The sequence below is a fragment of the Ideonella sp. P3_A4 genome, assembly GCF_056403075.1.
On sequence record NZ_JBFUGE010000037.1, the window covers coordinates 1 to 24,593 of the forward strand.

Annotated in this window: 19 protein-coding genes; 11 read left to right on the forward strand and 8 right to left on the reverse strand. The window is 68.5% G+C overall.

Translation table 11 applies throughout. The features are described 5' to 3' along the window. Positions 1 to 148 precede the first annotated feature (148 nt). Genes AC1DYI_RS06605 through AC1DYI_RS06615 form a run of 3 tightly spaced genes read right to left on the reverse strand, consistent with a single transcriptional unit; the run spans position 149 to position 3,475 of the window. The gene (locus AC1DYI_RS06605) at positions 149 to 946 is read right to left on the reverse strand and encodes a hypothetical protein (RefSeq protein ID WP_477203284.1); all 798 of its coding nucleotides are present in this window, start codon (positions 944 to 946) and stop codon (positions 149 to 151) included. Positions 947 to 986: 40 nt separating this feature from the next. Then, positions 987 to 3,263, reverse strand: a complete 2,277-nt coding sequence (locus AC1DYI_RS06610; protein ID WP_477203285.1) for a hypothetical protein — start codon at positions 3,261 to 3,263, stop codon at positions 987 to 989. A gap of 26 nt (positions 3,264 to 3,289) precedes the next feature. After that, positions 3,290 to 3,475: a hypothetical protein gene (locus AC1DYI_RS06615; RefSeq protein WP_477203286.1), complete on the reverse strand. Its 186-nt coding sequence runs from the start codon at positions 3,473 to 3,475 to the stop codon at positions 3,290 to 3,292. Between the two features lie 237 nt (positions 3,476 to 3,712). Here AC1DYI_RS06615 and AC1DYI_RS06620 point away from each other — a divergent pair, with 237 nt between their 5' ends. The 10 genes from AC1DYI_RS06620 (at position 3,713) to AC1DYI_RS06665 (ending at position 18,497) form a co-directional block, all read left to right on the forward strand. Continuing rightward, complete coding sequence (locus AC1DYI_RS06620) at positions 3,713 to 3,931, forward strand: (2Fe-2S)-binding protein (protein WP_477203287.1); 219 nt, start codon at positions 3,713 to 3,715, stop codon at positions 3,929 to 3,931. Positions 3,932 to 4,091: 160 nt separating this feature from the next. Beyond that, positions 4,092 to 5,684, forward strand: a complete 1,593-nt coding sequence (locus AC1DYI_RS06625; RefSeq protein ID WP_477203288.1) for a DUF2138 family protein — start codon at positions 4,092 to 4,094, stop codon at positions 5,682 to 5,684. Then, positions 5,681 to 6,334 (forward strand): DUF1175 family protein, encoded by a 654-nt coding sequence (locus AC1DYI_RS06630; protein WP_477203289.1) that lies wholly within the window; start codon positions 5,681 to 5,683, stop codon positions 6,332 to 6,334. Before AC1DYI_RS06625 ends, AC1DYI_RS06630 begins: the two co-directional genes overlap by 4 nt. Next, positions 6,331 to 10,971, forward strand: coding sequence for an alpha-2-macroglobulin family protein (locus AC1DYI_RS06635; RefSeq protein WP_477203290.1), 4,641 nt, complete (start codon positions 6,331 to 6,333; stop codon positions 10,969 to 10,971). The genes AC1DYI_RS06630 and AC1DYI_RS06635 overlap by 4 nt, the downstream gene beginning before the upstream one ends. A gap of 2 nt (positions 10,972 to 10,973) precedes the next feature. Next, positions 10,974 to 12,692 carry a DUF2300 domain-containing protein gene (locus AC1DYI_RS06640; RefSeq protein ID WP_477203291.1) on the forward strand — a complete coding sequence of 573 codons (1,719 nt, stop codon included), beginning with the start codon at positions 10,974 to 10,976 and terminating at the stop codon, positions 12,690 to 12,692. After that, complete coding sequence (locus AC1DYI_RS06645; protein WP_477203292.1) at positions 12,689 to 13,507, forward strand: YfaP family protein; 819 nt, start codon at positions 12,689 to 12,691, stop codon at positions 13,505 to 13,507. The genes AC1DYI_RS06640 and AC1DYI_RS06645 overlap by 4 nt, the downstream gene beginning before the upstream one ends. 7 nt (positions 13,508 to 13,514) lie before the next feature. Beyond that, positions 13,515 to 14,318 carry a YfaP family protein gene (locus tag AC1DYI_RS06650; protein WP_477203293.1) on the forward strand — a complete coding sequence of 268 codons (804 nt, stop codon included), beginning with the start codon at positions 13,515 to 13,517 and terminating at the stop codon, positions 14,316 to 14,318. A gap of 12 nt (positions 14,319 to 14,330) precedes the next feature. Then, entirely contained in the window at positions 14,331 to 14,849 is a 519-nt protein-coding gene (locus AC1DYI_RS06655; RefSeq protein WP_477203294.1) for a hypothetical protein, read from the forward strand. A gap of 72 nt (positions 14,850 to 14,921) precedes the next feature. Then, complete coding sequence (locus tag AC1DYI_RS06660; protein ID WP_477203295.1) at positions 14,922 to 16,691, forward strand: discoidin domain-containing protein; 1,770 nt, start codon at positions 14,922 to 14,924, stop codon at positions 16,689 to 16,691. 78 nt (positions 16,692 to 16,769) lie between these two features. Next, positions 16,770 to 18,497, forward strand: a complete 1,728-nt coding sequence (locus tag AC1DYI_RS06665) for a M14 family zinc carboxypeptidase (protein WP_477203296.1) — start codon at positions 16,770 to 16,772, stop codon at positions 18,495 to 18,497. Here the strand turns inward: AC1DYI_RS06665 and AC1DYI_RS06670 are convergent. The 5 genes from AC1DYI_RS06670 to AC1DYI_RS06690 form a co-directional block, all read right to left on the reverse strand. Then, positions 18,481 to 18,930, reverse strand: coding sequence for an N-acetyltransferase family protein (locus AC1DYI_RS06670; protein ID WP_477203297.1), 450 nt, complete (start codon positions 18,928 to 18,930; stop codon positions 18,481 to 18,483). The two genes, AC1DYI_RS06665 and AC1DYI_RS06670, sit on opposite strands and share 17 nt — an antisense overlap. A gap of 126 nt (positions 18,931 to 19,056) precedes the next feature. Continuing rightward, complete coding sequence (locus tag AC1DYI_RS06675; RefSeq protein WP_477203298.1) at positions 19,057 to 19,425, reverse strand: VOC family protein; 369 nt, start codon at positions 19,423 to 19,425, stop codon at positions 19,057 to 19,059. A 130-nt stretch (positions 19,426 to 19,555) separates the two neighbouring features. Further along, the gene (locus tag AC1DYI_RS06680; protein WP_477203299.1) at positions 19,556 to 20,731 is read right to left on the reverse strand and encodes a trans-sulfuration enzyme family protein; all 1,176 of its coding nucleotides are present in this window, start codon (positions 20,729 to 20,731) and stop codon (positions 19,556 to 19,558) included. Further along, the gene (locus AC1DYI_RS06685) at positions 20,728 to 22,137 is read right to left on the reverse strand and encodes a pyridoxal-phosphate dependent enzyme (RefSeq protein ID WP_477203300.1); all 1,410 of its coding nucleotides are present in this window, start codon (positions 22,135 to 22,137) and stop codon (positions 20,728 to 20,730) included. The genes AC1DYI_RS06680 and AC1DYI_RS06685 overlap by 4 nt, the downstream gene beginning before the upstream one ends. A 152-nt stretch (positions 22,138 to 22,289) precedes the next feature. Then, on the reverse strand, positions 22,290 to 22,724 hold the full coding sequence (locus AC1DYI_RS06690; RefSeq protein ID WP_477203301.1) for a helix-turn-helix domain-containing protein: 435 nt from the start codon (positions 22,722 to 22,724) through the stop codon (positions 22,290 to 22,292). A 231-nt stretch (positions 22,725 to 22,955) separates the two neighbouring features. Between AC1DYI_RS06690 and AC1DYI_RS06695 the strand changes: the two genes are divergently transcribed. Further along, positions 22,956 to 24,161 (forward strand): alginate lyase family protein, encoded by a 1,206-nt coding sequence (locus AC1DYI_RS06695; RefSeq protein ID WP_477203302.1) that lies wholly within the window; start codon positions 22,956 to 22,958, stop codon positions 24,159 to 24,161. Positions 24,162 to 24,593: the final 432 nt, after the last annotated feature.

Consider the following 24,593-nt stretch of genomic DNA (forward strand, 5'->3'; position numbering starts at 1 on the left):
GTTCAACGACATCCTCGAAGACACCGAAGAGCACATCGACCACCTCGAAACCCAGATCGGGCTGGTGGCGCAGATGGGCGAGCAGAACTGGCTGCAGTCGGCCGCTGGCGGTGGCGGCGGTAGCTGAGCGGGGTGCGGCAGCGGTCGGTCAGTGCGCTGACAGCTGCAGCCGATAGCGGCCGTCGGCGAACGCGATCACCAGCGCCGCGCTGTCGCCGGCATTGACGCCGCTGCGCGCGGCATCAGGCCCCACGCGGCGCAGTGCGGCCAGCGTGTCGCGCAAGGTCGGTAGGCGCTCGGCCAAGGCCTGGGCCAACGCGAGGCTGTCGCAATCCGGCTCCGAAGCGCCATGGGCAGTCGGCTCGGCGGCCAAACGGCATTGCGCGGGCTGCGCATCGGTCGGTGCGGACCAGCCGGCAATTTGGGCTTCCAGGGCTTGCAGCACCTGCTCACGCGGGGGGCGTGGCGGCTCGGGGGCGACGACAGCTGCGGCCATCTGTAGTGCCGCAGCTGGCGTTGTCGATGGCTGCTTGCGTGTGCCGAAGACAGCGCCCGAGCTCGCCCCACTGAAAGGCAAGGACCAGCGCGGTGCGCCGAAGGCGACGCCGGTCACGGCCGGTGCCGCTGCCGCTGGCGGGGTCGCCACAGGCGTAGGCTCCGCCGCGGCGATGGGGGTGTCGACCTTCGTCGGCGCAGGTTGTGGCTTGGCTGCAGCGCGTGAGGGCAGTCGTGGGCGGACCGGCGCCGCAGCAACTGCGGTGGTGGTGACAGGCGCCGGCTGCGCTCCCGGCGCCGGAGCGAGCCGCAACCACACCATCGGCGCACGTTGCGCCGGGGTGGGTGCGGTCGGCGCGGGCGCCTGGCGCCACCACAGCAGCACCAGCACGACGTGCGCGGCCAGGCTCAGGGCCAGTGGCCAGGCGACGGGTCGTTGCCGACGCTGCATGCGGTGAACTCGGGATGCCTGTTCGCGCTCGTTCAGCCGATCAGTACTTCACCTCGCCGTGGATCACGCGCGGTGCCGCGGTGACCTCGGGCTTGGCACCGATGTAGATCGGCGACGCCGGGTCGCTCGGGTTGCGCAGGTCGCTGGCGCTGGGCAGCGTCAGGCCATCCGGCAGGGTCAGCCCGGCCGTCTGGCAGACCGAGATCTCCTTGCGCGCAAAGCGGATCTCGCGGTCCAGCCATTTGACGAGGTAGTTGCTGCCGTCGATGCTGACACGACCCACCGATTCGTCGAACGGGATCACGAAGGCCGGCACGTAGCGCGAGTCCGGCGTGTCGCAGCTGACCTTCGCATTGGTCATGCGCGAGACGCATTCACCCGGGATGCCCCACAACTCGCCGAAGCCGCCGTATTGCAGCACCAGCGTCTTGCCGGCGTAGTCGCCGTAGGCTGCGCCGGCGGGCACGGTGTAGTTGACCTGCAGCGGTGCGTCGAAGCTGACGAAGGCGCCACTGCCGTCCTTCAGCGCGGCGAACTGGTTCCACTGGTTGGGGCCGGTTTCCCACTGGTAGTAGGCGTCGATCTGCTCGATCTTCTCTTCGCAGAAATGGGCGCTGTCACCGGTGCAGCGGGCATCGTCAAGATTGGCAAACAGGCGGCCGCTGCGCAGGCCGTTCTGGTAGCGCGGGTTCTGGCGCAGGGCTTCCGCGTCCGTGGCTGTCACCGCATGGCCGGCGCCGTCTTTCAGCAATGCATCGGCGGCGCTGGTGCTGTAGTCCACGGTTGCCTCGGCCGGGCCCCAGCGGTTGTAGGTGGTCGCGACGAACGGCGACTCGGCCTGTGAGCCGTTGGTGAAATAGGCCGCGATGGTTTCGGCGGTCGGGCATTCGCGCAGGCAGTGCAGCGAGGCTGGCATGTCCGCCGGGTAGACCAGGTCTTGCTGGCGGTAGACGACGTTCAGGTGCGCTGCATCGACCGGTGCGCCGCCAGCGGCGATCGGGATGTAGAGCTCACCGCCAAGCGACTGCGACCAGCCGCGCATGCCGCCGATGGCGCCGAAGTAGGAAGCCGGCACCGACTTCTCGACTTCGTAGGTGCGGCTCTGGCACGGGCCGTTGTCGCACACCATCTCGCCGGTGACGCGGAACTCGCTGGCCGTGTTGTCCCAGTGCATCTCGTACTGGCGGTTCGGCTGCGCACCTTCGAAGAAACCGTCCATCTGCCAGACCCAGGTCTGGAATGGCAGCTTGTCGATCTGGGCCAGCGTGCGGGTGCGCTTGGTGTAGCGCACCAGGCGGCCCTCGGCCTTGGCCAGCGTGTAGTCGGTCTTGACGGGGTCGTGGCCGTCTTGGTATTCCACCCGCTGCACGGTGGCGCCGTTGGCCAGTGCCGGCGCATCGGCCGGCAGCCACAGGCCCCAATAGCCCATCTGGCCGCTGTAGCGCTTGCCGTCACCGGCGGTGAACTCGATCGGGAAGCCGGAGTGGCGCTCGACCCGGGCGCCGGTGGTGGCGTCGTACAGGCCATAGCGCCAGACCGACATCTGCGTGTCGGCGTCGCTCGCATCGCGGCTGAAGCACTCGTCGCTCGCGCCATCGGAGCGGCGGAAGTAGTCGGCGTTGTAGGCGAAGCGGTAGTTCACCGTGCCGTCGTCTTGCTGGTAGTTCAGCCGGCCCGCGCCGCTGTCGGCACCGCTGTTGGTCAGGCGCAAGGCCTTGGTCGAGTTGTGCTCGCCGCCGCCTTCGACCTCGAAGTAGCTGATGCCTTCGGCGCTGCCGTCGAGGTAGCCGTTCATCATGCAGGGGCCTTCGCCGCCCTTGCCGCAGTAGTCGAGCCGGAAGATGCCGTAGGGGTTGCTGTCGCTCGGGGCTTCGGTCGCGCTGATGTTGATGAAGATCGTTGCGGAGAAGTCCTTCTCTTTCTCGTCGATCCAGGTCCGAGCGCGCATCGGCTCGTCGTTCGACGTGCGGCTGGAGTTGACGGTCGCGGTCATGTAAGCCGGCGCCGAGGTGCTGGCGCTGTCGGCGCCCGAGTTCGAGCTGCTGGCGCGCGCTTCGGGGTCGCATTTCTTGCTGTCGACCAGCGCGATGTAGTTGCCCTGGTTGACCAGTGCGTCGGGCCGCATCGCGCCCATGACGCAAGTGATCATGTTGACTTGCGAGATGCCGCGCGAAGTGGCATCTTCGACATGGCTTTGCTGCGCATCACTGCGGTAGGCGGAAGTGTTGGCGGGGGCGGCCAAGGTGGCCGAGCAGGCGGCGGCAAGGGCGGCGGCCACGGCAATGGCGCGCGGCGGGCAGGGCAGGCGATGGGTCATGAAAGGGCTCCTGGCGTGCGGGCTGATCACTGGGCGTTCTTGGCGGTCACGACCGACACGCTGGTCGGTGTGGCCACGCCTTGCACTTCGCTGGCACCGCCACTGACCGGAGGCGGCGCCTCGGTGCTGGAGCCCGAACTGCCGCCACAGGCGCTCAGCAAGGACAGACAGAGGGCGGCGGCCAGTGGGGCGGCAAGGCGGATCAGCGGCATGAGGGTCCCTTCGGGGCGGTTGAGCTGGGGAGTTCGAGCCAAGCCGGGCCATGAGGCCGGTCGGTCACCTCTTGGTTGTCGGCCTCGGGCTGCTGGGTTGAAGGTGGGTCAGACGTGCGTATTGCGCACCGGCGCCCGGGAAATCGCCTCGCCTTACCCCCAAAGTTCAAACGTGAATGAGAAGGATTCCCATTTCGTATTAAACTGGTGGTGCCTCTTTCAGTTGCTGACTGCGCCATGATTGTTTGCCTCTGCCACCGCGTGTCCGACCGCGACATCCACCGCGTCGTCGGTGAAGGCGTGACCAATTTCGAACTGCTGCAGGACCTGACGCGTGTCGCCTCCAATTGCGGCAATTGCCTGGACTGCGCGCAAATGGTGTTTGACGAGGCCTGCGCTGCCCGCGGCTGCGGCGAGAAGCACGTCCACGCGATCGGGTTGTCGGTCGCGCCCTGAGCGTCGCGACCCTGCCTTGATTTCCCGGCGTCGCTGCAGCGGCGGCGCCACAACCCCTAGAGCGCAGCCCCAGCAACCGCCCACGCGGCGGTGAGGGCCCCCGGGCACCAGTTAGAGTCCCTGCCCAGCGGCGAACGGCCGCTTGAAGAGGGAGCACTGCGTGCAAAAGAAATGGGCCATCGCCACCGGGGCGATCGTGGTGGCCGCGGTGGCCATCGCGGTGGCGACACTGGGTTATTCACGCTACGGCGGGCACATCAGCGGCCTGGGCGTGGACCTGCGGCAGCCGGCCGCTTATGTCGCCACCCCGTCGCTGACCGCGTTGTCGCGTGACCTGGTCAAGGCGCCGGTGCTGCGCGAGCTGCTGACCGAAGACTTCGTTTTCTACTACGAAGCCCACGAAGACCGGCTTGGCCTGGCTGGCGCGATCAAGCGCGTCGCCTACGAGCACGAGACCACCTTCACCGACGACCTGATGGCGCTGGCGCTGGACCAGCCGGCCGAGGTGGCGCTGTGGGCCGACGATCGCGGCGCCGCGCGCCACTGGGCGCTGGCGATGACGCGCGGTGCGCTGGCCAAGGCGATCCAGGGCCTGGGCACGATTGCGGCGAAAGACAAGCAGCTGACCTTGCTGGCCGAGCTGCCGCTGGCGACCTTCGGCCTGCAATCGGTGCCGGTCTATGCGCTCAGCCTGTCGCCACGCCGCACGCTGGCGATCGCCTCACGCGGCAACCGCGTGGTGGTGCTGTCCGACCCGGGCCTGCTGTTCGACAACGAGCGCCAGCCGGACCCGGAGGCTGCGAAGGTCGTGGCCGGCCTGCTCTCGGGCGACGAAGGTGAGCAGGGGCTGTGGCGGCGCCAGTTCGGCCTGCCGGCGCCAGGTGCCAACCACACGCTGGTCGCGGGCGGCCCGCTGCTGGCGCTGGGCTACCACCGTTTCATGCCGGCCTTGCAGGCGCTGCGGGTCGACGTGGCGCCAGGCGGTGCCAGCCTGCGCAGCTGGGTCCGGCAGGGCAGCGCATGGCCCGCTTCGCCATGGGCGGCCGTGCCGGCCCAAGCGGCGGCCTGCAGCGTGCTGCCGGTGGACTGGGCGGCTGCCCGCACCGTGTTGTCGGGCGCGAAGGGTGGCAACGCCCCGGGCGGCGATGCCTCGGCCGCACTGGCCGAGATGGCGCAGAGCTTCGACGGCCCGGCGGCCGTCTGCTGGTACCCGAAGTCGCAGCTGCACACGCCGCTGCTGGTGGCCCATGCAAAGGGCCCGGCGCCGAGCACGGCGACGCAAGAGGCTTTCATGCGATGGTGGCTGCCCAAGGGCGCGCAGTGGGAGGCCGGCGACAAGGCCGCCGCCATCACCGCGCCCTACGGCAGCAAGAAGCAAGACGATGCATCCGGCTACCGCGCTGCCTTCCGGCGCGCTGGCGACTGGTGGCTGTTCTCGCCCGATGACGCGCTGGTGGCGAAGGCCGAAGACGCGATTGCCCGCCGCTACCCCAGCGTGGCCGACACGCTGGGTGGCCAAGCCGCGGTGGCCGTGGCCGCACCGGCGCAGGTGGCCGACCTGCTGCGCCGCGAGGCCTTGGCCGTGTTGCCACAGGAACAGGCCGCCATGCGCCAGGCGGCCGAAACCCAGCTGCTGCCGCGTCTGGCCGCGTTTGGCCAACTGCCGGCCGCGCAGGCCGTGCCGCAAGGTGCTCCTGATGCGCAAGGCTGGGTCGCGCTGGACTGGCGCCCCGTGTCGGCATCTGCGCCATGAGCGGCTTTCAACCTCAGCGGCGTTTGTGCCTGGCCGGCCTGGTCTCCGCCGCCAGCACGTGGGCGCTGCCTGCGCTGGCGGCCGAGCCTGCACGGCTCGACCCCGAGCAATCGCGCCAACTGCGCGATTGGATCACCGTGCTGATCCACGCCCAGGTCGAACAAGGCCCGACACCACGCTGGACGCACCGCGACTGCGCCGGCCTCGTCCGCTTTGCGGTGGCCGAGGCATTGCGCGAGCACGACCTGGCCTGGCGCCGCTCGATGGGCCTGCTGGGCCAACGCCTGCCGCCTGACCTGGACGCGACCGCCGCCGCGCCGCTGCGCCACAACTGGCGCCGGGCCGATGGCAGCCAGGGCGCCTTTGCCTCGGCGCTGGACCTGGTGCAAGGCAACACCCGCTTCATCGGCCGCCAGCTCGCCCAGGCGCAGAGCGCCGACCTGCTGTTCTACGACTTCGGCGACGACCAGCATCTGATGGTCTGGATGGGCTCGTACATCGCGTACCACACCGGGCACATCGAGAAGGGTGACAACGGCCTGCGCGCGCTGCGCCCGTCGCAGCTGATGGCCTGGTCCGACACCCGCTGGCGCCCCGCCACCGACAACCCGAACTTCGTCGGCCTGCACAGGCTGGCGTTCATCGCATGACGACGAACCTGTTCCGCCGCGCCTTCTTCGCGCTGGCGCTGACCCTGGCCACGCTGGTGCCGACGATGGTCACCGCGGCCGACGACCCCCCGCTGCCCAACGACCACACGCCGTTCGTCGGAGAGCCGTTCTTCCTGCTGTCCGACGCGACCTTTGGCAGCACCGAGCCTGCCAAGGTGCGGCTGGAGATCAACAACCCCGACCAGTTGTCGACAGTCGGCGGCGTCGATGTCGTGCTCTACCGCGTGCCTGAACCGCTGGCCTTCCTGCAGAAGCAGCGCAACCTGCACCGCATCCAGGTCGAGGGCAAGCCGGCCGGCGAGGGCCTGGCCAACACGCTCACCCACCTGTGGGACAGCTGGGTCGTCAAGGCGCGTATCGCGTGGCAAAAGCTGTTCAGCGGCGATGCCCGCCGCGCGGTGACCGAACAGGCGCCCGAGCTGAAGACCTCGCCCACGCTGCGGCGCCCGTCGACCTTCGAAGAGCCGCCGCAGTTCAAGCCCTTGCCGGGCCTGCCGGTGGTCGAGCGCTTCCGCTACCCCGTGCACCAAGCCAAGGCCATCGAGCCGCCGAAGGACCTGAAGCTCGCTGGCAGCTCGAGCGAGTTCATCCAACCCAGCGCCGGCAACGTCTTCATTCCGCTCGGCGCGCAAAAGCCCGGGCTGTACCTGGTCGAGGCGATGGCCGGCCAACACCGTGCGACCACGCTGCTGTTCGTCAGCGACACGCTGGCGCTGACCAAAGTCTCCGGCGCGCAGATGCTGGTCTGGAGCGCCCACCGTGCGCAAGGCCAGGCCGTGCCGGCGACCAAGGTGGTGTGGACCGACGGTGTCGGCGTGCTGAAGACTGGCGCCACCGACGCGCAAGGCCTGCTGCGCATGGACAAGCCGGCGGCGCCCGAGCAGACCTACGTCTTCGGCGAAGACCCGGCCGGCGGTGTCTTCATCTCGGAAAACTTCTACTACGACAGCGAGATCTACAACGCCAAGGTCTACGCCACCACCGACCGGCCGCTGTACAGGCCCGGCGACATGGTGATGCTGAAGGTCACCGGGCGCGAGTTCAAGAACGCGCGTGACTCGGTGGCGCTGGCCGATGGCGACATCGGTGTGGTCGTGCGCGACCCGGCTGGCCAGGTGGTCGCAACCCAAACGCTGAAGTTCAGCGGCACGAGTGGCGCCGACGGCCGCTTCCAGCTGCCCGACAACGCGGCGGCCGGCGGCTACGAACTGATGCTGACCCTGCGCGGCGACAACTACACCGCGGCCTTCCGCGTCGCCGACTACCAGAAGCCGCATTTCGAGATCCAGTGGCTGCCGGACAAGGCCGATTTCGCGACCGGTGATGCGGTCGCCGGCGCGATCCAGCTCAGCTACCCCGACGGCAAGCCTGTGGCCAACGCACGCCTGAGCTTGAGCGCTCGCGCGCAAGCACTGAGCATGGTCGAAGGTGAGCTGGACTACAGCGGTTCGTTCCCGCTGAAGTTGACGCAGGACGAGCTGGTCACCGATGGTTCGGGCAAGGCGCAGTTCAAGCTGCCGGCTGCCGAGCAACCGAGCCGTTATGTGTTGACGGTGCTGGCCACCGACGGCGCGGCCTACCGTGTGCGCAGCACCCGTGAGCTGCTGGTGGAGCGCGGCAGCGCGGCCTGGTTGCTGGCGCCGGAGCGGCAGTTCTCGAAGCCCGGCGAGTCATTGAGCTTCCGCTGGAGCCCCAGCCGCCGCGCGACCGACACCACACCGGCCCAACCGCTGCGCTGGGAATGGCTGCGGCTCGAAGACCGCCAGCGCAGCAGCGGCGACCTCACGGCGCAGGGCACGGCGGCTGGCGGCACAGTGGCGATCAGCTTCCCGCAGCCGGGCTCTTACACCGTGACCTTGCGCGACGCGCAAAAGCGCATCGTCGCAGCGACCTCGCACTGGGTCTCGGGCGAAGGCCTGAAGGCACCGGCCGGCAGCATCGCGATCGTGTTCGACAAGGCCAAGTACAACCCGGGCGACACGGCCGAAGCACTGGTCACCTTCCCCGAGCTGGTCGACCAGGCGCTGGTGACGCTGGAGCGCGAGCGTGTCGAAGCGGCCGCGTTGCTGACCCGCGGCGGCGAAGGTTTCACGACCGAACGTTTGGGCCCGACGCAATGGAAGCTGCGCCTGGCGGTGACCGAGGCGATGAGTCCCAACGTCACCGTCTCGGTGGCCTATGCCAAGCACGGCGACAGCGTGTTCCAGAACCAGGGCTTGAGCGTCGCGCAGCCGCGCGTCGCGCTGGAGTTCAAGCCCGACAAGGCGGTCTACGCGCCCGGCGACACGGTCAACGTCGAGCTGAGCACGACGGTCGGTGGCAAGCCGGTGGCGGCCGAGGTCGCGGTCGGCGTCGTTGACGAAATGATCTACGTGCTGCAGCCCGAGATCGCGCCGTCGATCGACGATTTCTTCTACCACCCGCGGCGCAACAACGTGCGCACCAGCGTGTCGCTGTCGTTCATCGGCTACGACCTCGCGACGCGCAAGCTCGGCGAGTTGCCGGGCCGCCGCGGCGAGCCGCAACGTGCGGTCAAGGTGCTCGAGCGTCCGCGACGCGACAACATCGACACGGCGGCGTGGGAGCCACGCCTGCGTACCGACGCCACCGGTCGCGCGCGCTTCAGCTTCAAGATGCCTGACTCGCTGACGCGCTGGCGTCTGACCGGCCGCGCCGTTGATGCGAAGGGCCTGGTCGGCCAGCAAACCGCCTGGGTCCGCAGCGACAAGGCGTTCTACGCCAAGTGGACCAGCCCCGACTGGCAACGAGTCGGTGACCAGGCGCAGGCCAGCATCGCGCTGTTCAACCAGGGCCGCGAAGCGCAAGAGGTGGAATGGACGGCGCAAGGTACCGGTGTCTCGCAGCAAGGCAAGCTGAGCCTGAAGCCCGGCGCCAACTTCGTGACGCTGCCGTTGAAAGCTGAAAGCCTGGGCGCGCTGGACCTGACGGTCACGCTGCGCCAAGGCGGCAAGGTGGTCGACACGCTGGCGACGCCGCTCAAGCGCGTGCCGGTGGCCTGGAGCAACCCGCGCGAGCTGGTGCTGGACTTGGCCGCTGGCCCGGCGGCATTGAACCTGCCGGCCGATGCGCGCAACGTGCGCGTCACGCTCGCTGCCGACCCCGCTGTCGGTGCGTTCAGCCGTTGGGTCGATGACCTGGTCGAGTACCCGTACGGCTGCGTTGAACAGACCGCGAGCCGCATGCTGCCGCTGTCGATCGCGCTGCAATCGCTGTCGGCTGCGCAGCAACCGTTGGCGCCGATGCTGACGCAGCGCCTGTCGACTGCACGCCTGTCACTGGCGCAAATGGCCGGGCCGCAGGCGCAGTTCGGCTGGTGGGGGCGCGGCATGGCCGATGACCCGTTCCTGACTGCGTACGCCTACTACGCCGACTGGCGCGCGACACAGGCGCTACGTGCGCCGCTGCCGGCCGCGCATTGGCAACGCCTGCTCGACGTCTACGCGAAAGAGGGCGCCAAGACCTCGCCGCTGCAACGTGCGCTGGCGCTGCACTGGATGCAGGAGATGGGCTTGCCGGTCAGCTCGATGGTCGACGCGCTGCTGGAAGAGCTGGTCGCCGCCAAGGCCGAAGGCGATGCCTCAGCGGCGGGCAAGCGCGGCAGTGTCGTGATGAGCGACGAGGCCGCTGGTGCGCGCGACATCGCGCTGGTGCTGGCCAGCTACAGCGCTGGCGGGCGTGCCACCGCGTCCCAGCGCGCCGAAGCCGATGCAGCGGCGACGCGCCTGGCGGCATCGCCATCGCCGTTCGTGCAAAGCCTGCTGGTACTGGCGAAGAAGGGCGGGGCGGCGCAGGCCAATGCACTGCTGGCGCAGGTGCGTGGTGAGCAGCCGACCTTCGACCGGGCGCAAGCCCTGGTCTGGCTGCACAAGGCGCTGGGCTCCACGCCCGATGTGCGCGCTGAAGCCGGCAGCCTGCCGACGCCTTGGGTGGCGTCGCGCGGCAGTATCGGCCAGCCGTTGTGGACGCTGCCTGCGACCGCAGCCAAGCCCACGACGCTGGCAGCCAGCGGTGGCGCCAAGGTCGCATTCGTCGCGTTCGACAGCAGCGAAGCCGGCAACGCGCCGGCGCTACCGGTGCAGATCGAGCGCCGGCTCTACCGCGTCGTGCCGCAAGCCAAACCCCAGGCGGACGCGGCTTCGGCACCGGGTGGCAGTGCGTCACCCGCGGCGCCCGACGATGGCCACCTGACCGTCAAGCTCGAACTCGTGACGCCCGGCACGCCGCTGGACACCAATACGCTGTACCTCGACGCGCTCGATGTGAAGAGCCAGCAGCCCTTGCACTGGGGTTTGCTGGAGGTGGCATTGCCGCCGGGAGCCGCGGTTGAAGCCAGCACCTGGGGCCTGGACCTGCAAGGCGACGAAGCCGGCAAGACCTCGCCGCTGGAGCGTGCCATTCACCAGGCGACGCGTCAGGGTTATGCGGTGCCGGTGGAGAAGCTGGCCGGCGGTGAATCGGTGACCTACCGCCACCTGCTGCGCTTCTCGCAACGCGGCCGCTACCAGCTGCCGCCGGCACGCCTGTACCGCATGTACGAACCTGAGGCCAAGGCCCTTGAAACCGGCAACGGCTGGGCCACGGTGGAGGTGCGCTGAGCTTGGACAGGAAGACAAAGCGCAGCTCGCGGGGCTTCGGCCGCACCGTGCACAGGGCCGCCCTGGCGCTGGCGGCACTCGCTTGCGCCGGTGTGGCGCAGGCGGCGCCTACGCCATCGCTGGTTTGGCGCGCGAGCGATGGCTCGCTCGCGCACGCGCCGGCCAACGTCGACGCACCGGCCAGCGCCCCGCTCGGCAGTGTCTGGAAGCTGTTCGTCTACAGCTACCTGCAGACCACCAACGCGCAAGAGCCGGTCTACCGCTGCGAACGCGCGCAGCGCGAACCGGGCGACGAGTACTGCTGCGAGCCCGGCGAAAGCATCACCCGCGACGCGGCGCTGCAACGCAGCTGCGGCGCCTACTTCGAGCCCAAGCGCCTGAGCCTGAAAGATGCCGACTGGCAACGCTTCTGGGTCGCGCGCAATGCGCCCGCCTGGCTGCATCCACTGGCCTCGCTGCAGCCGGCTGCACAAGTGCCGATCGCCAGCCTGCTGGAGGCGCTGCAGCGTGTGCCCTATGGCGCCCGCCTTGCCGCGCGCCAAGCGCTGCTGCCCAACACCTTGCGCGATGTGGGCGTGCTGGACGCACTCGGCAGCTCGCCGCGCTTCAAGACCTGGTCATGGTTCGATGCCAAGGGTGAGCGTTGGGGTGGTGCCGCCGGCTGGCTGGCCGACGGCTCGCCGTTCTGGTTCGGCGCGCCCGGCACCGGCCGCGTCGCGCTGCAACGCAACGCCGAGATGATCGCGTCGGCGTGGAATGCGCGCGGCCTGCTGCATGCCCCGCCCGACGCGGCGGCACTACAGGCCCAGCCCTGCGTCGACGTGAACTTCTTCAGCCGCTACCCGCTGACCAAGGTGCTGCGGGACGACAACCAGCCGGCGCCGCTGGGCCCGCTCGCGCCGCTGTCGCGCGGTGGGCAGTACGCATTCCACTTCGCCAACGGCCCGAAGCTGATCGTGCCGGGGCAGCCCGAATTCCAGCTCACCGGCAGCGACAAGGCGCCGCGCTTGCAGGCGCGATTGCCGCTGGAAGACTACGTGGCCCGTGTCGTCGACCGCGAAGGCGACGCGCGCGAGGTGTCCGCCGCAAGGGCGTTGGCGATTGCTGCGCGCAGCTGGCTGCGGCAGAACAGTGCGCCGGCCGCCGGCGCCGATGGCGGCTGCCTGCAGGTCGATGACGACAGCCGCGCGCAGCGTGTCAGCCCGCGCCCACCCACACAAGCAGCGCGCGCCGCCGCGGCGTTCACCGCCGGGCTGGTGTTGAACGGCTCGCCGGTTCGCTACCAACTCGATGGATCTCAGCCCCAGGTGATGGCCTGGCGCGAGACGGTGGCCGCCAGCCGCGCCGGCGTCGGTGTCGAAGGCCTGCTGCGCGACGCATTCCCTTCGGCCACGCTGGCCGGCTGGAGCGACGAAAGCGACTGCGAGCTGATGCCGCGCGCCGCGGCCTGGCTGACTGAACGCGAACCACGCTGGCGCAAGGTGCTGCGCGCAGAGGCCGGCTACGAGCCGCCGGACAACGCGCCGCAGGTCTGCTTGCTGACGCAAGGCGTGCCGCACGCCGACCTGCGCCGCGGCCGCGTCTTCGTGCGCGAATGGACCAGCCGCGACGGCCGCGTGTCGCTGATCCACGAGTACCTGCACCTCGCCTTCCGCCGCCACCCGAACGGGCGCGACGAGGCCTACATCGAGCGCTTGGCGCAGCAATTGGCGGACTCATGAACTGCAGCTCCCTTCATCGTTCGATCGCTGCCGCGCTCATCGCACTCACTGCGCTGGGCCTCAGCGCACCGGCGTGGGCCCAAGAGGCTGGCCGCACGGTGATCGACACCCCGGCCGGCGGCTGGCGCGCCAGCGACAGCACGCAACGCGACTTCGTGCAGACCGTCAACTACCCGGCCTCCAACGTCAACACCGAGGGCCGCAGCGCCAGCGCGTTGATCGCCGGCCGCATCGCGAAAGACCTGGCTGCTGCGCCGGCCAAGACGCGCCAACCGGCGCGACTGGTGGTCGATGGTGTGGCGCTGCCGCTGGACGCGGCGCAGGACGGACGCTTCTCGCGCCCCTGGTCGTTCGGCCCGGGCGCTCACGGCGTCGCGGTGCGTGGGCCTGGCGGCGCCGGCACGTCTGAACGCCGGGTGCAGTTCTACGAGGCCAATGCGAGCCGCGTGGCGCCCAAGCTGCGGGTGGTGCTGAGCTGGGACACCGACATGACCGACATCGACCTGCACGTCGTCTCGCCCGACGGCCAGCATGTCTGGTACGGCCAGCGCGTGGCGGCCAACGGCGGTGCGCTCGATGTCGACGTGACGACAGGCTTTGGCCCCGAGATCTACGCCCACCCGGCCCCGATGCCTGGCGTCTACCACGTCTACGCCAACTACTTCGGCGCCGGCGAGCGGGAGGATGCGATCACCGTCGCACAGGTCGCGGTGATCGAGAACGAGGGCACGCCGCGCGAGAAGCAGCAGGTGTTCCGCGTACCGCTGCGCAAGCCGGGCGAGCTGACGCTGGTGCGTTCGTTCGTGGTGCCTTGAGATGGCGATGAAGCCGAGTGCTGCGGTGCTGCTGGCGCTGGCCCTGGGGGCCGGCGAGGTGAGCGCCGCTGAGGTGACGGAGCGAACGATCCAGCGCCCGGCCGGCGGCTGGACGCACAGCGGGCTGATCGAGACCACGCAGCGCGTCGAATATGCCTACCCGAACAACTTGATTGACCGCGGCGGCCAGCGCGGCCGCACGCTGATCGAAGGGCGCCTGAAGCAGCTGGGCACGAACCGCCAGCCACCGACGCTGGTGGTCAATGGCAACGCGATGCCGCTGTACAGCGACGAGCAGGGGCGTTTCGCGCGGCCCTATTCGTTCGGCCCCGGCAGCAACGGCATCGAGCTGCGTGGCACCGATGGCAAGGTCGTCCAGCGCACCCAGTTCTACGAAGCCAATGCACTGAAGACGCAGGCCAAGGTGCGCGTGATCCTGGCCTGGGACGATCCGCAGGCTGAACTGGACCTGCACGTGCTGACGCCTGACGGCGGCCACGCCTTCTTCGCCAGCCCCATCCTCGCCAACGGCGGCGGGCTCGATGTCGACAGCGTCGACGGCGCGGGCCCCGAGATGTTCTCGCTCGCCGCACCAGTGGCCGGCACATACCACGTGTACGTCAACTACTGGGGCAACTTCGGCGCCGAGGGTTACCACTTCGACGAATCGACGCGCCAGCAGCCGGTGATCAGCGCCCGCATCACGCTGGTCTTCGACGAGAACACTGGCGCCGAGAAACGCGAGACCTTCACCGTGCCGATGCGCAAGATCGGTGACCTGACGCTGGTGCGGTCGTTCCGGCGCAGTTGAGCGATGGGCATCATGCGGCTCTTGACCCTGGCCGTGGCCGCCGTCGCGCTGGTGGCGTGTTCGCGCATGCACGAACCGCTGCCAATGACCGGCGAACGTGCCGCATTCGTCGGCACCTGGATCAGCAAGCAATCCATCCCGGCCGAAGGCAAGACCGACAACGTGGTCCTGATCCTCGGTGAAGACAGCTCCGCCAGCTACATGCGCTGCATGGACTACCGCACGCGCAGCGACAGCGGCTCGGTCAGCGAGGGGCACAACTACCGGGGCGTGCGCGGCGGCACTGTGACCGCCCTCAGTGACAGGCAGCTGACGATCAGCATGCCGCTGATGGATTCGGGCTTCGCGATGAACGACGACATCGAGATCGGCGGCCGACCCCACGAGGAGGCCGGGGCATGGCACCTGAAGGTCGACGGCACATCGCTGCGCAAGCTCGGCCCTGATGGGACCAGCGACCACGAACAGTGGCCGTGCTGGTCGTCCGACAAGCCGGCCGACGATTCGCCGTCGCCTGGGCGTCGCACATGACTGTTATGTTCAATCGGCCGACGCTGTGTTTCGCTGCGCCGGTTTTTCCAACGCCACGCACGGAGCCATGACATGACATCGATTCGAACGCGCTTGATGCGCGCCCTGGCCCTGTGCACCACGTTGTGCCTCGGCGTCCTGGCCCCGTCCGCCGAAGCCGCGCCGATGTTGCTGAAGCCGGTGACGGTGAAAGCGTCGGCCACCAATGCCGACAGCCGCACCGACTATGCGACCGATGGCGACGTGAACACCCACTGGGTGTCCGGCAAGTTCCCCAAACAATGGATCCAGCTCGACTTCGGCCGGCCGGTGGCGATCAGCCAGATCCGCCTGCTGACCAGCCAGGACCCGGTCGGCAAGACGGTCCACACCATCTCAGTGGGTGACGACCCCAACCACCTGCGTGTGGTGCGCAAGTTCAGCGGCAAGACCAAGGACAACCAGTGGCTGGAGCACGCCGGTGACGGCCAGAACGGCGACCGGCTCGGCCATGCCCGTTATGTACGCATCACGACGACACAAAGCCCGTCGTGGGTGGCCTGGCGCGAGATCGAGGTCTACCAGGGCGTCGAATACCTCGGCTACTTCGGTAGCGATTTCGAAGGCCAGTTCACCGGCAACCCGGCCGCCGAGACCGCGGCGGCCGGTGCCAACCTGACCTGGATCCGATCGTTCACGCCGGCTTTCATCGACGCTCGCTTGGCGGCTGCGCAGGCGGTTGGCAGCCGGTCGGTGCTGGTGCTGGATTCGCAGCTCTTCATCGTCGACGAGCATGGCCAGCTGACCTTGCGGCCCGAGACGGATCGCCACAACCAGCTGGCGGCCGTGGCGGCAGTGGTTGCGAAGTACCCGCCGGGCGCCGTTGCCGCCGTGTACCCGCTCGACGAGCCGTACCTCAACGGGCTGTTGATGCACACCGACGTGGGCCCGATGAAGACCAACCTGGGCACCGCCGCGAACGAGCTGCGGGACTACTTCCCCGCAACACCGGTCGCCGCCATCATCTCGGTAGACCCGAGAGAGTTCGACCTGACCCACGACTACTTCGACATGTTCGACTGGGTCGGCTTCGACTGCTACGGTGAGTGGAACGAGTGCGGCCCGGTTCCAAAGCGCAGCATGCGTTACCTCATCGACACGCTGCGCGGCAAGCTCAGCCCCAGCCAGCGCATGATCGCCACGCCCTGGGCCTTCCGCTACGATGACACCGGCACCGGTGCGGACGCGCAAGCGCAGTTGGTCGACAACATCGACCATTGGCACGCCGAAGTCTTGAGCGACGGCAAGTACGTGGCCGTGGCGCCTTTCCTGTGGAACACGCTGGACCTGAACGCGAACGGCCTGGTCGACGCGGGAGCCAAGGATCTGCCGTGGGCCAAGGAGCGGGTGTACCAGATGGCCCGGCAACTGCTGCACCCGGAAGAGACACGCGTCTACCCGGTCACCGTTCGCGCCTCGGGCCACTACGGGACCCAATACCCATTCGCGGCCGTCGACCGCGACAACAACGGCGCGTGGAGTGCCGGTGGCCCACCGGTGCAGTGGATCGAGCTGGACCTGGGCGGCAGCCGCCGGATCTCGAAGGTCCAGCTGCTCACAGCCCAGTCGCCCCAAGGCCTCACCACGCACCAGCTCTACGGGGCGGGCTATGTCGCTGGCACCAGCACCTGCCCGACCGAGATCGGCGGCTTCAAGACGCTGGGCAGCGCCTTGAGCGGCAACACCGACGACAACCAGTTGCTCAGCTGGAAGGGCGCCGCTGACATTGCCTGCCTGCGCGTGCTCACCACCCAAAGCCCTTCGTGGGTCGGCTGGCGAGAGATCTCGGTCTGGCGGCCGTAGCCTAACGGGCAGCATCTCGCTGCCCCGCTCGCAAACGCGTACTCGGACAAAGTCATTTGCTGCATCGACAATCGCCGCATGCACACGATCAACGATTGGGCGACCCCCTTCGAGCGGGGCAATGGCAACCAGACCACCACCTGGCAGGAATGCATTGCCTTCCACCAGCGCCTGGCGCAGGCTTTTGGGCCCTGGCTGAAGTTTGAAGAGGCGGGCCGCTCCGACGGCGGCACACCGATCCACGTCGGCGTGTTCTCACCCGATGGCGTGTTCGACCCGCAGGTCGCGAAGGCCGAGGGCCGGCCGGTGTTCTTCAACAACAACGGCATCCACCCCGGTGAGCCCGAAGGCATCGACGCCTGCATGGCGATGCTGCGCGACCTGTGCCTGGATCCGGCCAAGCGCGCGGCGCTCGGGCGCACCATGCTGGTCTACATCCCGGTCTACAACGTCGATGGCGCGCTGAACCGCGCCGACACCAGCCGCGTCAACCAGAACGGGCCCGAGGCCTTCGGCTTTCGCGGCAACGCGCGCCATCTCGATCTGAACCGCGACTTCATCAAGGCCGACAGCCTGAACGCCCGCACGTTCGCCCAGGTGTTCACCCGCTGGGATCCGGACGTGATGGTCGACACCCACACGTCGAACGGCGCCGACTACCAGCACGTGATGACGCTGATCGCCACGCAGTCGGACAAGCTTGGCGGCCGCACCGGCCAGCACCTGCGCGAGGTCATGCTGCCGGCGCTGTATGCCGACATGGCCGAGCGGGGCTTTCCGATGTGCCCCTACGTCAATCCGGTGAAGGAGATTCCGGACGACGGCATCGCCGAGTACGTTGATTCACCGCGCTTCTCCACCGGCTACGCCGCGCTGCACCACACGATCGGCTTCATGCCCGAGACGCACATGCTCAAGCCCTTCGAGGCCCGTTTGCGCAGCACGCGTGCGATCGTCGAAAGTGCTCTGGCCTACACGGTGAAGAACGGCGGCGCGATTCGCGAGGCCCGCGCGGCCGACCGTGCCGCGATCTCGGACGGCGCCGCCGTGGCGCTCGACTGGCAGGTGGACATGACTCGGCCGCGCCCGGTCCGGTTCCGCGGTTTCAAGGCGGTGTACGAGCCGAGCCGGATCGGTACCTACCAGCGACTGCGCTATGACCGCTCCGAGCCATGGGAGAAGGACATCCCGTTCTTCGACCGCTTCAATGTCACCTCCAGTGTCGAGCCGCCGAGGGCCTATTGGCTGCCGCAGGCCTGGCACGACGTGGTGCTGCGCCTGCAGGCCCATGGTGTGCCGCTGCACCGCGCTGTACACGCCGGCCGCGTGCCGGCCGAGGCTTACCTCGTCGACCACTATGAGAAGCGCGCGCTGCCCTTCGAAGGCCGGCACCTGCACGACACGCTCGAGGTTCACGCTGAGCGCGTCGACGCCGCGTTGGCAGAAGGCGACTGGATCGTGACGCTCGGTGGCCCGCATGACCGCTTCATCGTCGAGGTGCTGGAGCCGCTGGGCATCGACAGCTTTTTCCGCTGGTCGTTCTTCGACAGCGTGCTGAACAGGAAAGAAGACTTCAGCGACTACGTCTTCGAAGACGAGGCCGAGCGCTTGCTGGCCGTCGAGCCGGAACTGCGCGAACGTTTCGAGGCCTGGAAGGCCGAGCACCCGGATCTGCTCGGTGACCGCGACGCCGTGCTGACCTTCCTGTTCCACGCGTGCCGGCGCTACGCCGAGCCGGAGTGGCGGCGTTATCCGGTGATGCGGCTGCTCGAGCTGCCTGAGACGCTGTTCACCGCTGAGGGCTGACGTCGGGGGCCTGCATCTCCCAGCCGTGCTCGTCTTCACCGACGATCACGAAGCCCAGCCGTTCATACAGGCGCTGCGCCGGGTTGGACTTCAGCACCTTCAACTTCAACGGCATCTGCGCCGCCAGCGCCTCGGCCTGCAGTTCACGAATCAGGGCTGCGCCGATGCCACGGCCCTGGTAGGCCGGCATCACCTGCACCTGCAGGATCCACCAGGTCGCAGGTTGGCGCCAGAGCTTCCACAGCCCGACGGGCTGGCCGTCGACCTCGATCACCTGCGCCTCGTCCCAGTGGTTGCGCACCCGCTCTTCCATCTCGGCCGGCGTCTGGAAAACGCCGGCAGCTCGGTGGTGCGGGTCCATCGCCGTCTCGCGCAAATGCAGTAAGAAGGGGACGTCGGCTTCCTGCGCCGGGCGCAGCGTGAAGGCAGGCATGGGGTGGCTCAGCATGCGGGACAGGGGTGTCTGCCAAGTTTATAGACCTCTTCGCCATAGGCCCTTTGGGCCCGCCCGCCCGCCCGGCCGGCAGGCAATCCACCCTGGCGCGGCAGGCCAGCGGCGTCAGTCGAGCGGGGCGCCAGGAGCTTCCCAGTAGACCTCGATAGCAAGACCTTCGAGGTCCGCGCAGCGGTATGAGGCCAAGGTATCGTCCTGGTACAGCGGCTTGACGATGGCGACGCCGCTGTCTCGCATCCGGTCATGCAGAGCCAGCACGGCAGCAGCATCGCCAAGGCGGAAACCGAGGTGGAACCAGCGCGGCATTGGGGCCGGCGCCGCGTCGTCCATCAACGCAAGGTCGAAGCCCGCGTCGTCGTGCAGAAAACTCAAGCACTCGCCGCGTCGGCCGACTACCAGACCAAACCAGCGCTCATAGAACGCTTCAGCTGCGGTGCGGTCGCGCACATGCAAGTGCAGGTGGTTGAGGTTCATTGTTCGCTCCCCGGCAGAATCGCCGCGGCACCGGCCCGGTGCTGCGGACAGCAAGCATTGGCGCACACCGCCCAGGGAGCTGACAAGCACTGCCGCGTCGCCGGGGTGGCGAGCGCGGCAGCCTCAGTCGTCACACCGCAGCGAGAGCGCGGGTCAGTTCGTCCTGCAGGTCCTGCACGTCCTCGACGCCAACCGACAGGCGGATCAGCGTGTCGCCGATGCCGAGCTTGGCGCGCTGCTCGGCCGGGATCGACGCATGGGTCATGATGGCCGGGTGCTCGATCAGGCTCTCGACACCGCCCAGGCTCTCGGCCAGCGCGAACAGCTCGCAGGTTTCGAGGAAGCGGCGCGAGCCTGCGAGGTCGCCCTTCAGATCGATCGAGATCATGCCGCCGCCGGCGCGCATCTGCCGCTTGGCCAGCGCGTGCTGCGGGTGGCTTTCCAGGCCCGGGTAGTGGACCTTCGCGACCTTGGGTTGCGCTTCGAGCCACTGCGCCAGGTGCAGCGCGCTCTGCGAGTGCCGCTCCATCCGCAACGCCAGCGTCTTCACGCCGCGCAGCGCGAGGAACGAGTCGAACGGGCCGGCGATCGAGCCGATCGCGTTGTGCAGGAAGGCCAGCTGCTCGGCGATCTCGGCATGGCGCGGCTCCTTGCCGACCACCGCGACGCCACCGACCACATCCGAATGGCCGTTGAGGTACTTGGTGGTCGAGTGCACGACGATGTCGAAGCCCAGCTCCAGCGGGCGCTGGCCCCAGGGGCTGGCGAAGGTGTTGTCGGCCACGGCCAGCAGGTTGTGCTGGCGCGCGATGCCGGCCACCGCTTCGAGGTCGATCAGCTTCAGCAACGGGTTCGACGGCGTCTCGACCCAGACCATCTTGGTGTTGGGCCGGATGGCCGCACGCACCGCCGCCGGGTCGGTCATGTCGATGAAGCTGAACTGGTGCGCCGCGGTGCGCTTGCGCACCCGCTCGAACAGACGGAAGGTGCCGCCGTACAGGTCGTCGCTGGAGATGATGTGGGCGCCGCTGTCGAGCAGCTCCAGCACCGTCGACATCGCCGCCAGGCCGGAGGCGAAGGCGTAGCCGCGTTGCGCGTTCTCGAGGTCAGCCACGCAGCGCTCGAAGGCTTCGCGGGTCGGGTTCTGCGAGCGCGAGTACTCGTAGCCCTTGTGCACGCCGGGGCTCGACTGCACGTAGGTCGAGGTGGCGTAGATCGGCGGCATGATCGCGCCGGTGGTGGGGTCGGGCGACTGCCCGCCATGGATCACGCGGGTCGCGAAGCCGTGCTTCTTGTTCGTCGTCATGCGAGGTTTCTCCGCAGGTGGTTCAGCAGGTCGAAACGCGTGATGAGACCATAGAAGCCGTCCTTGTCGGCGATCACAGCGACCAGACCCTGTTTCAGGGTGGCGGTCAGTGCAGCGATGCCGGCAGTGGGCGACAGCGTCTCGACGCGTTCGCTCATCGCGCTCTTCACGGTTTCACGGAATCCGGCCGCGTCGCCCTGCACGCGCAGCAGCACATCGGATTCATCGAGCAGGCCGACCAGGCGGCCGTCGACCAGCACTGGCAGCTGCGAGATGTCGGCCGCGCGCATGCGCTGGAAGGCGGTCAGCAGGGCGTCGTCTGGCGACACGCTGATGACGGCGTCGTCTACCACGCGGCGCGAGATCAGGTCACGCAGGTCGCCCACCACCGGGCGCGTCAGCAGGCCCTGGTCGAACATCCACGCGTCGTTGTAGACCTTGGACAGGTAGCGCGTGCCGGTGTCGCAGACGAAGGTGACGATGCGCTTCGGCGTGGTCTGTGCGCGGCAGTGGCGCAGTGCGGCGGCCACCAGCGTGCCGGTGGACGAACCGGCGGCGATGCCCTCGCGCTTGAGCAGTTCGCGCGCGGTGCTGAAGCTCTCGGCGTCGTCGATCGTGTAGGCGTGCTTGACGCCCGACAGGTCGGCGATCGACGGGATGAAGTCTTCGCCGATGCCTTCGACGGCCCACGAGCCGGCCTGGCCGAACGTGCCGGTGGCGATGTAATCGCACAGCACCGAGCCCTTGGGGTCGGCCAGCACGAACTCGGTCGCCGGGTCGACGCGGTTGAAGTAGCGCTTCAGGCCGGTCAGCGTACCGCCGGAGCCGACACCACAGACGATCGCGTCAACGCGGTGGCCCATCTGTTGCCAGATCTCGGGGGCAGTGGTGGTCTCGTGCGCCAGCGGGTTGGCCTGGTTGTTGAACTGGTCGCTGTACCAGCTGCCGGGGATCTCTTTGGCCAGACGGGCGGCGAAGTCCTGGTAGTAGGCGGGGTGGCCCTTGCCGACGTCGGAGCGGGTGGTGTGCACTTCGGCGCCCAGCGCCTTCAGATGCAGCACCTTCTCGGCGCTCATCTTGTCGGGCACCACCAGGCAGACCTTGTAGCCCTTGGCGCGGGCGACCAGCGCCAGGCCCAGGCCGGTGTTGCCGGCGGTGGCTTCGATCACCGTGCCGCCGGGCTTCAGGCTGCCGTCACGCTCGGCCGCTTCGATCATCGCCAGGCCGATGCGGTCCTTGATCGAGCCGCCGGGGTTTTGCGATTCGAGCTTCAGGAAGAGCTGGCAAGGGCCGGTGTCGAAGCGCGTGACTTCGAGCAGCGGGGTGTTGCCGATCAGGTCGAGGACCGCGGGGCGGGACGAGGCGTCAAAAGGCGACCCGAAGGTCGCGTCAGGGGTGGTCGTCATGTGTCTCCGAAATGGCTGTGGCCCCATGGGCGGGTAAGCCCTGGGGCAATGGCTATGTTGCGCGGGTCTGCGCAGGGGTTGTCAGCATACGCCGAGCCGTGGGTGGCTCGATATGCGGGCGGCGCATTTGGGCGCCGCCGGTCACCGCCAAGCTACGGTAGGCAGCGGGCGCGCCAGCGCGACGGTGCCATGCCCATTCGGCTGGTGAAGACGCGGCAGAAATGGCTCTGGTCGGCAAAGCCGCAGGCGGCGGCGATCTGACCCAGCGGCAGGCCCGGCTCTGTCAGCAATTGCAACGCCAGCTCGATGCGGCGCTGCAGGATCCACTGGTGCGGCGGCTGCCCGGTGGCAGCGCGGAAGGCGCGCGCGAAGTAGCTGGGCGACAACCCCAGCTGCCCCGCGACCTCGGCGATCGAGACCGGCCGGTGCAGATGCGATTGCATCCACTCGCTGGCCTGGCGCAGCTGCCAAGGGGCCAGCGGGCTGGTCTTCTGCACCGGTGTGGCGCGGCTGGCGGCGAAGCACGACAAGGTTGGCGCCAGCGCCAGGCTGTCGGCCGAGAGGGTGTGGGTGTCTTGGTAGGGCATGGGTGTGCGGGTCGGGGCATCTTCCCGGGCGCGCCGTCGTTCCGCCAGCCGGGCGGTCACTTACGAAAAACCACCGGGGCGTCTAGGTGGAATCACCGGGGTGCCGTAGCGCCCCACAGCGGTTTTGTGCAAGACGTTGCGGTAGCGCTATCACGACAATCGCGGCGCCCGAGGAGAAGGGAGCAAGCAGCGCCCGCGCGTCGTGGAGCGCCTTGCCAACGAGGAGAGACCATGAGCTTTGCCACAGTCGTGACCGCTGCCGCACCTCGCCGTGCGCTGACCACCACCCGCCCGCCACGCCGGCGAGTACTCGTCCCCATTGCGCTCGCCACGTTGGCGGCTTGCAGCGGCCACAGCGTGGCGCGCGATGGCGTCTTGACCCCCGGCCAGCGGATCACCGTCAAGGTGCCCGACCAGTTCAGGCACCCCGGTATCTTTGCCACACAGACCCGGCTCGATACCTTCAAGGCGGCCGCCAACTCGAGCAACCCGAGCGTGATGAAGACCGGCTACGGGGCAGTGACCGCCGACTCGCGCAGTGAGTACAGCTACCAATACCATGCGCTGGTCGATGTCGAGGTCGTCGGCGGCGCCATCGGCCCCGAGGAGGCGCGCTACAAGAACGATGCGATGGCCGCCTACCTGAACGCGCTGCGCTGGGTGAAGACCGGCAACAACCAGCACCGCGACCGCTCGGTGATGATCCTGAACGACTGGGCGCGCACCTTCCGCAGCTTCTCGGTCGCCTCCGGCACCGATTCAGCGCAGACGCAACTCGAGGCCGCGTGGATGCTGCCGGTGTGGGTCAGCACGGCCGAGATCATCCGCCGCTACAACAACGGCCAGGCCGGCTGGTCGCAGACCGACATCAACACCTTCAACGGCTTCGTCGACCGGCAGTACAGCTACGCCGAGAAGGCGCGCACGCGGGTCAACAACTGGGCGGTGTCAGCGGCGCTGGCGATGATGGCCGCCGGCGTCTACCAGGACAACAAGTCGCGTTACGCGGCCGGCCTGCAGCGCATGACCGAGATGATCCCGCTGTCGGTCTTCGCCAGCGGCGAGGTCAACGAATTGCGCGACCGGGACTGCACCCACCCCCAGTACAACCTCGAGGGGCTGTCGCAGGGCGCCGAGATGGCGACGATCCAGGGCGACACCTCGATCTGGCTGTACCAGCCGCAGGGCGAGACCAAGCCGCGCGTGGCCAAGGGGCTGGAGTACATGGCCAATTCGCTGCGCCTGGGCCAGGGCGTGCGCGACTGCCGCAGCGCAGCGCTGGAAGCCGGCTACATGGACATCGCAGTCAACGGCTACATGAACCGCGGCGTGCCGATCCCGAACTTCCAGACGCTGGCGAAAGAACGCCGGCCCGACAAGGGCTCGATGCAGTTCCTGGGCTGGACCACCGCGACACACGGTCGAGACGATTACTGAAGCACGCCCTGGATCGAAGGAAAACGGGCGCGCGCAGCGCCGCCCGACTTCAAGTGGCGTGCGCGGATCCGGCTTGTATGGTTGCGGGGTTGGGGTGGAGGGCCTGAAATCCGGTGATCGGCCTGGACCGACTGGCGAAGACTGCCCCCACCCCGCCTGCCAGCGTCGATAGAGAACTGCGCGGCCGCCAAACAGACAGACCGCCGATCTGAGTGCAAGCCAACGCGGCTGGCGGGTCCCCACCCCAACGACTGTCATTGTCGATAGGGGAGACCTGACCATGCAAGATCAAGCTGTATTTGCCGGCATCGATGCTTCCAAGGCCGAGCTGGTGGGTTGTGTTCATGGCGGCCAAGGCTGCGCCGCGCTGCCCAACCAGGACGCTGCGGTGGCTGCCTGGTTGCGCACCTTGCCCAAAGGGGCCAAGGTCGC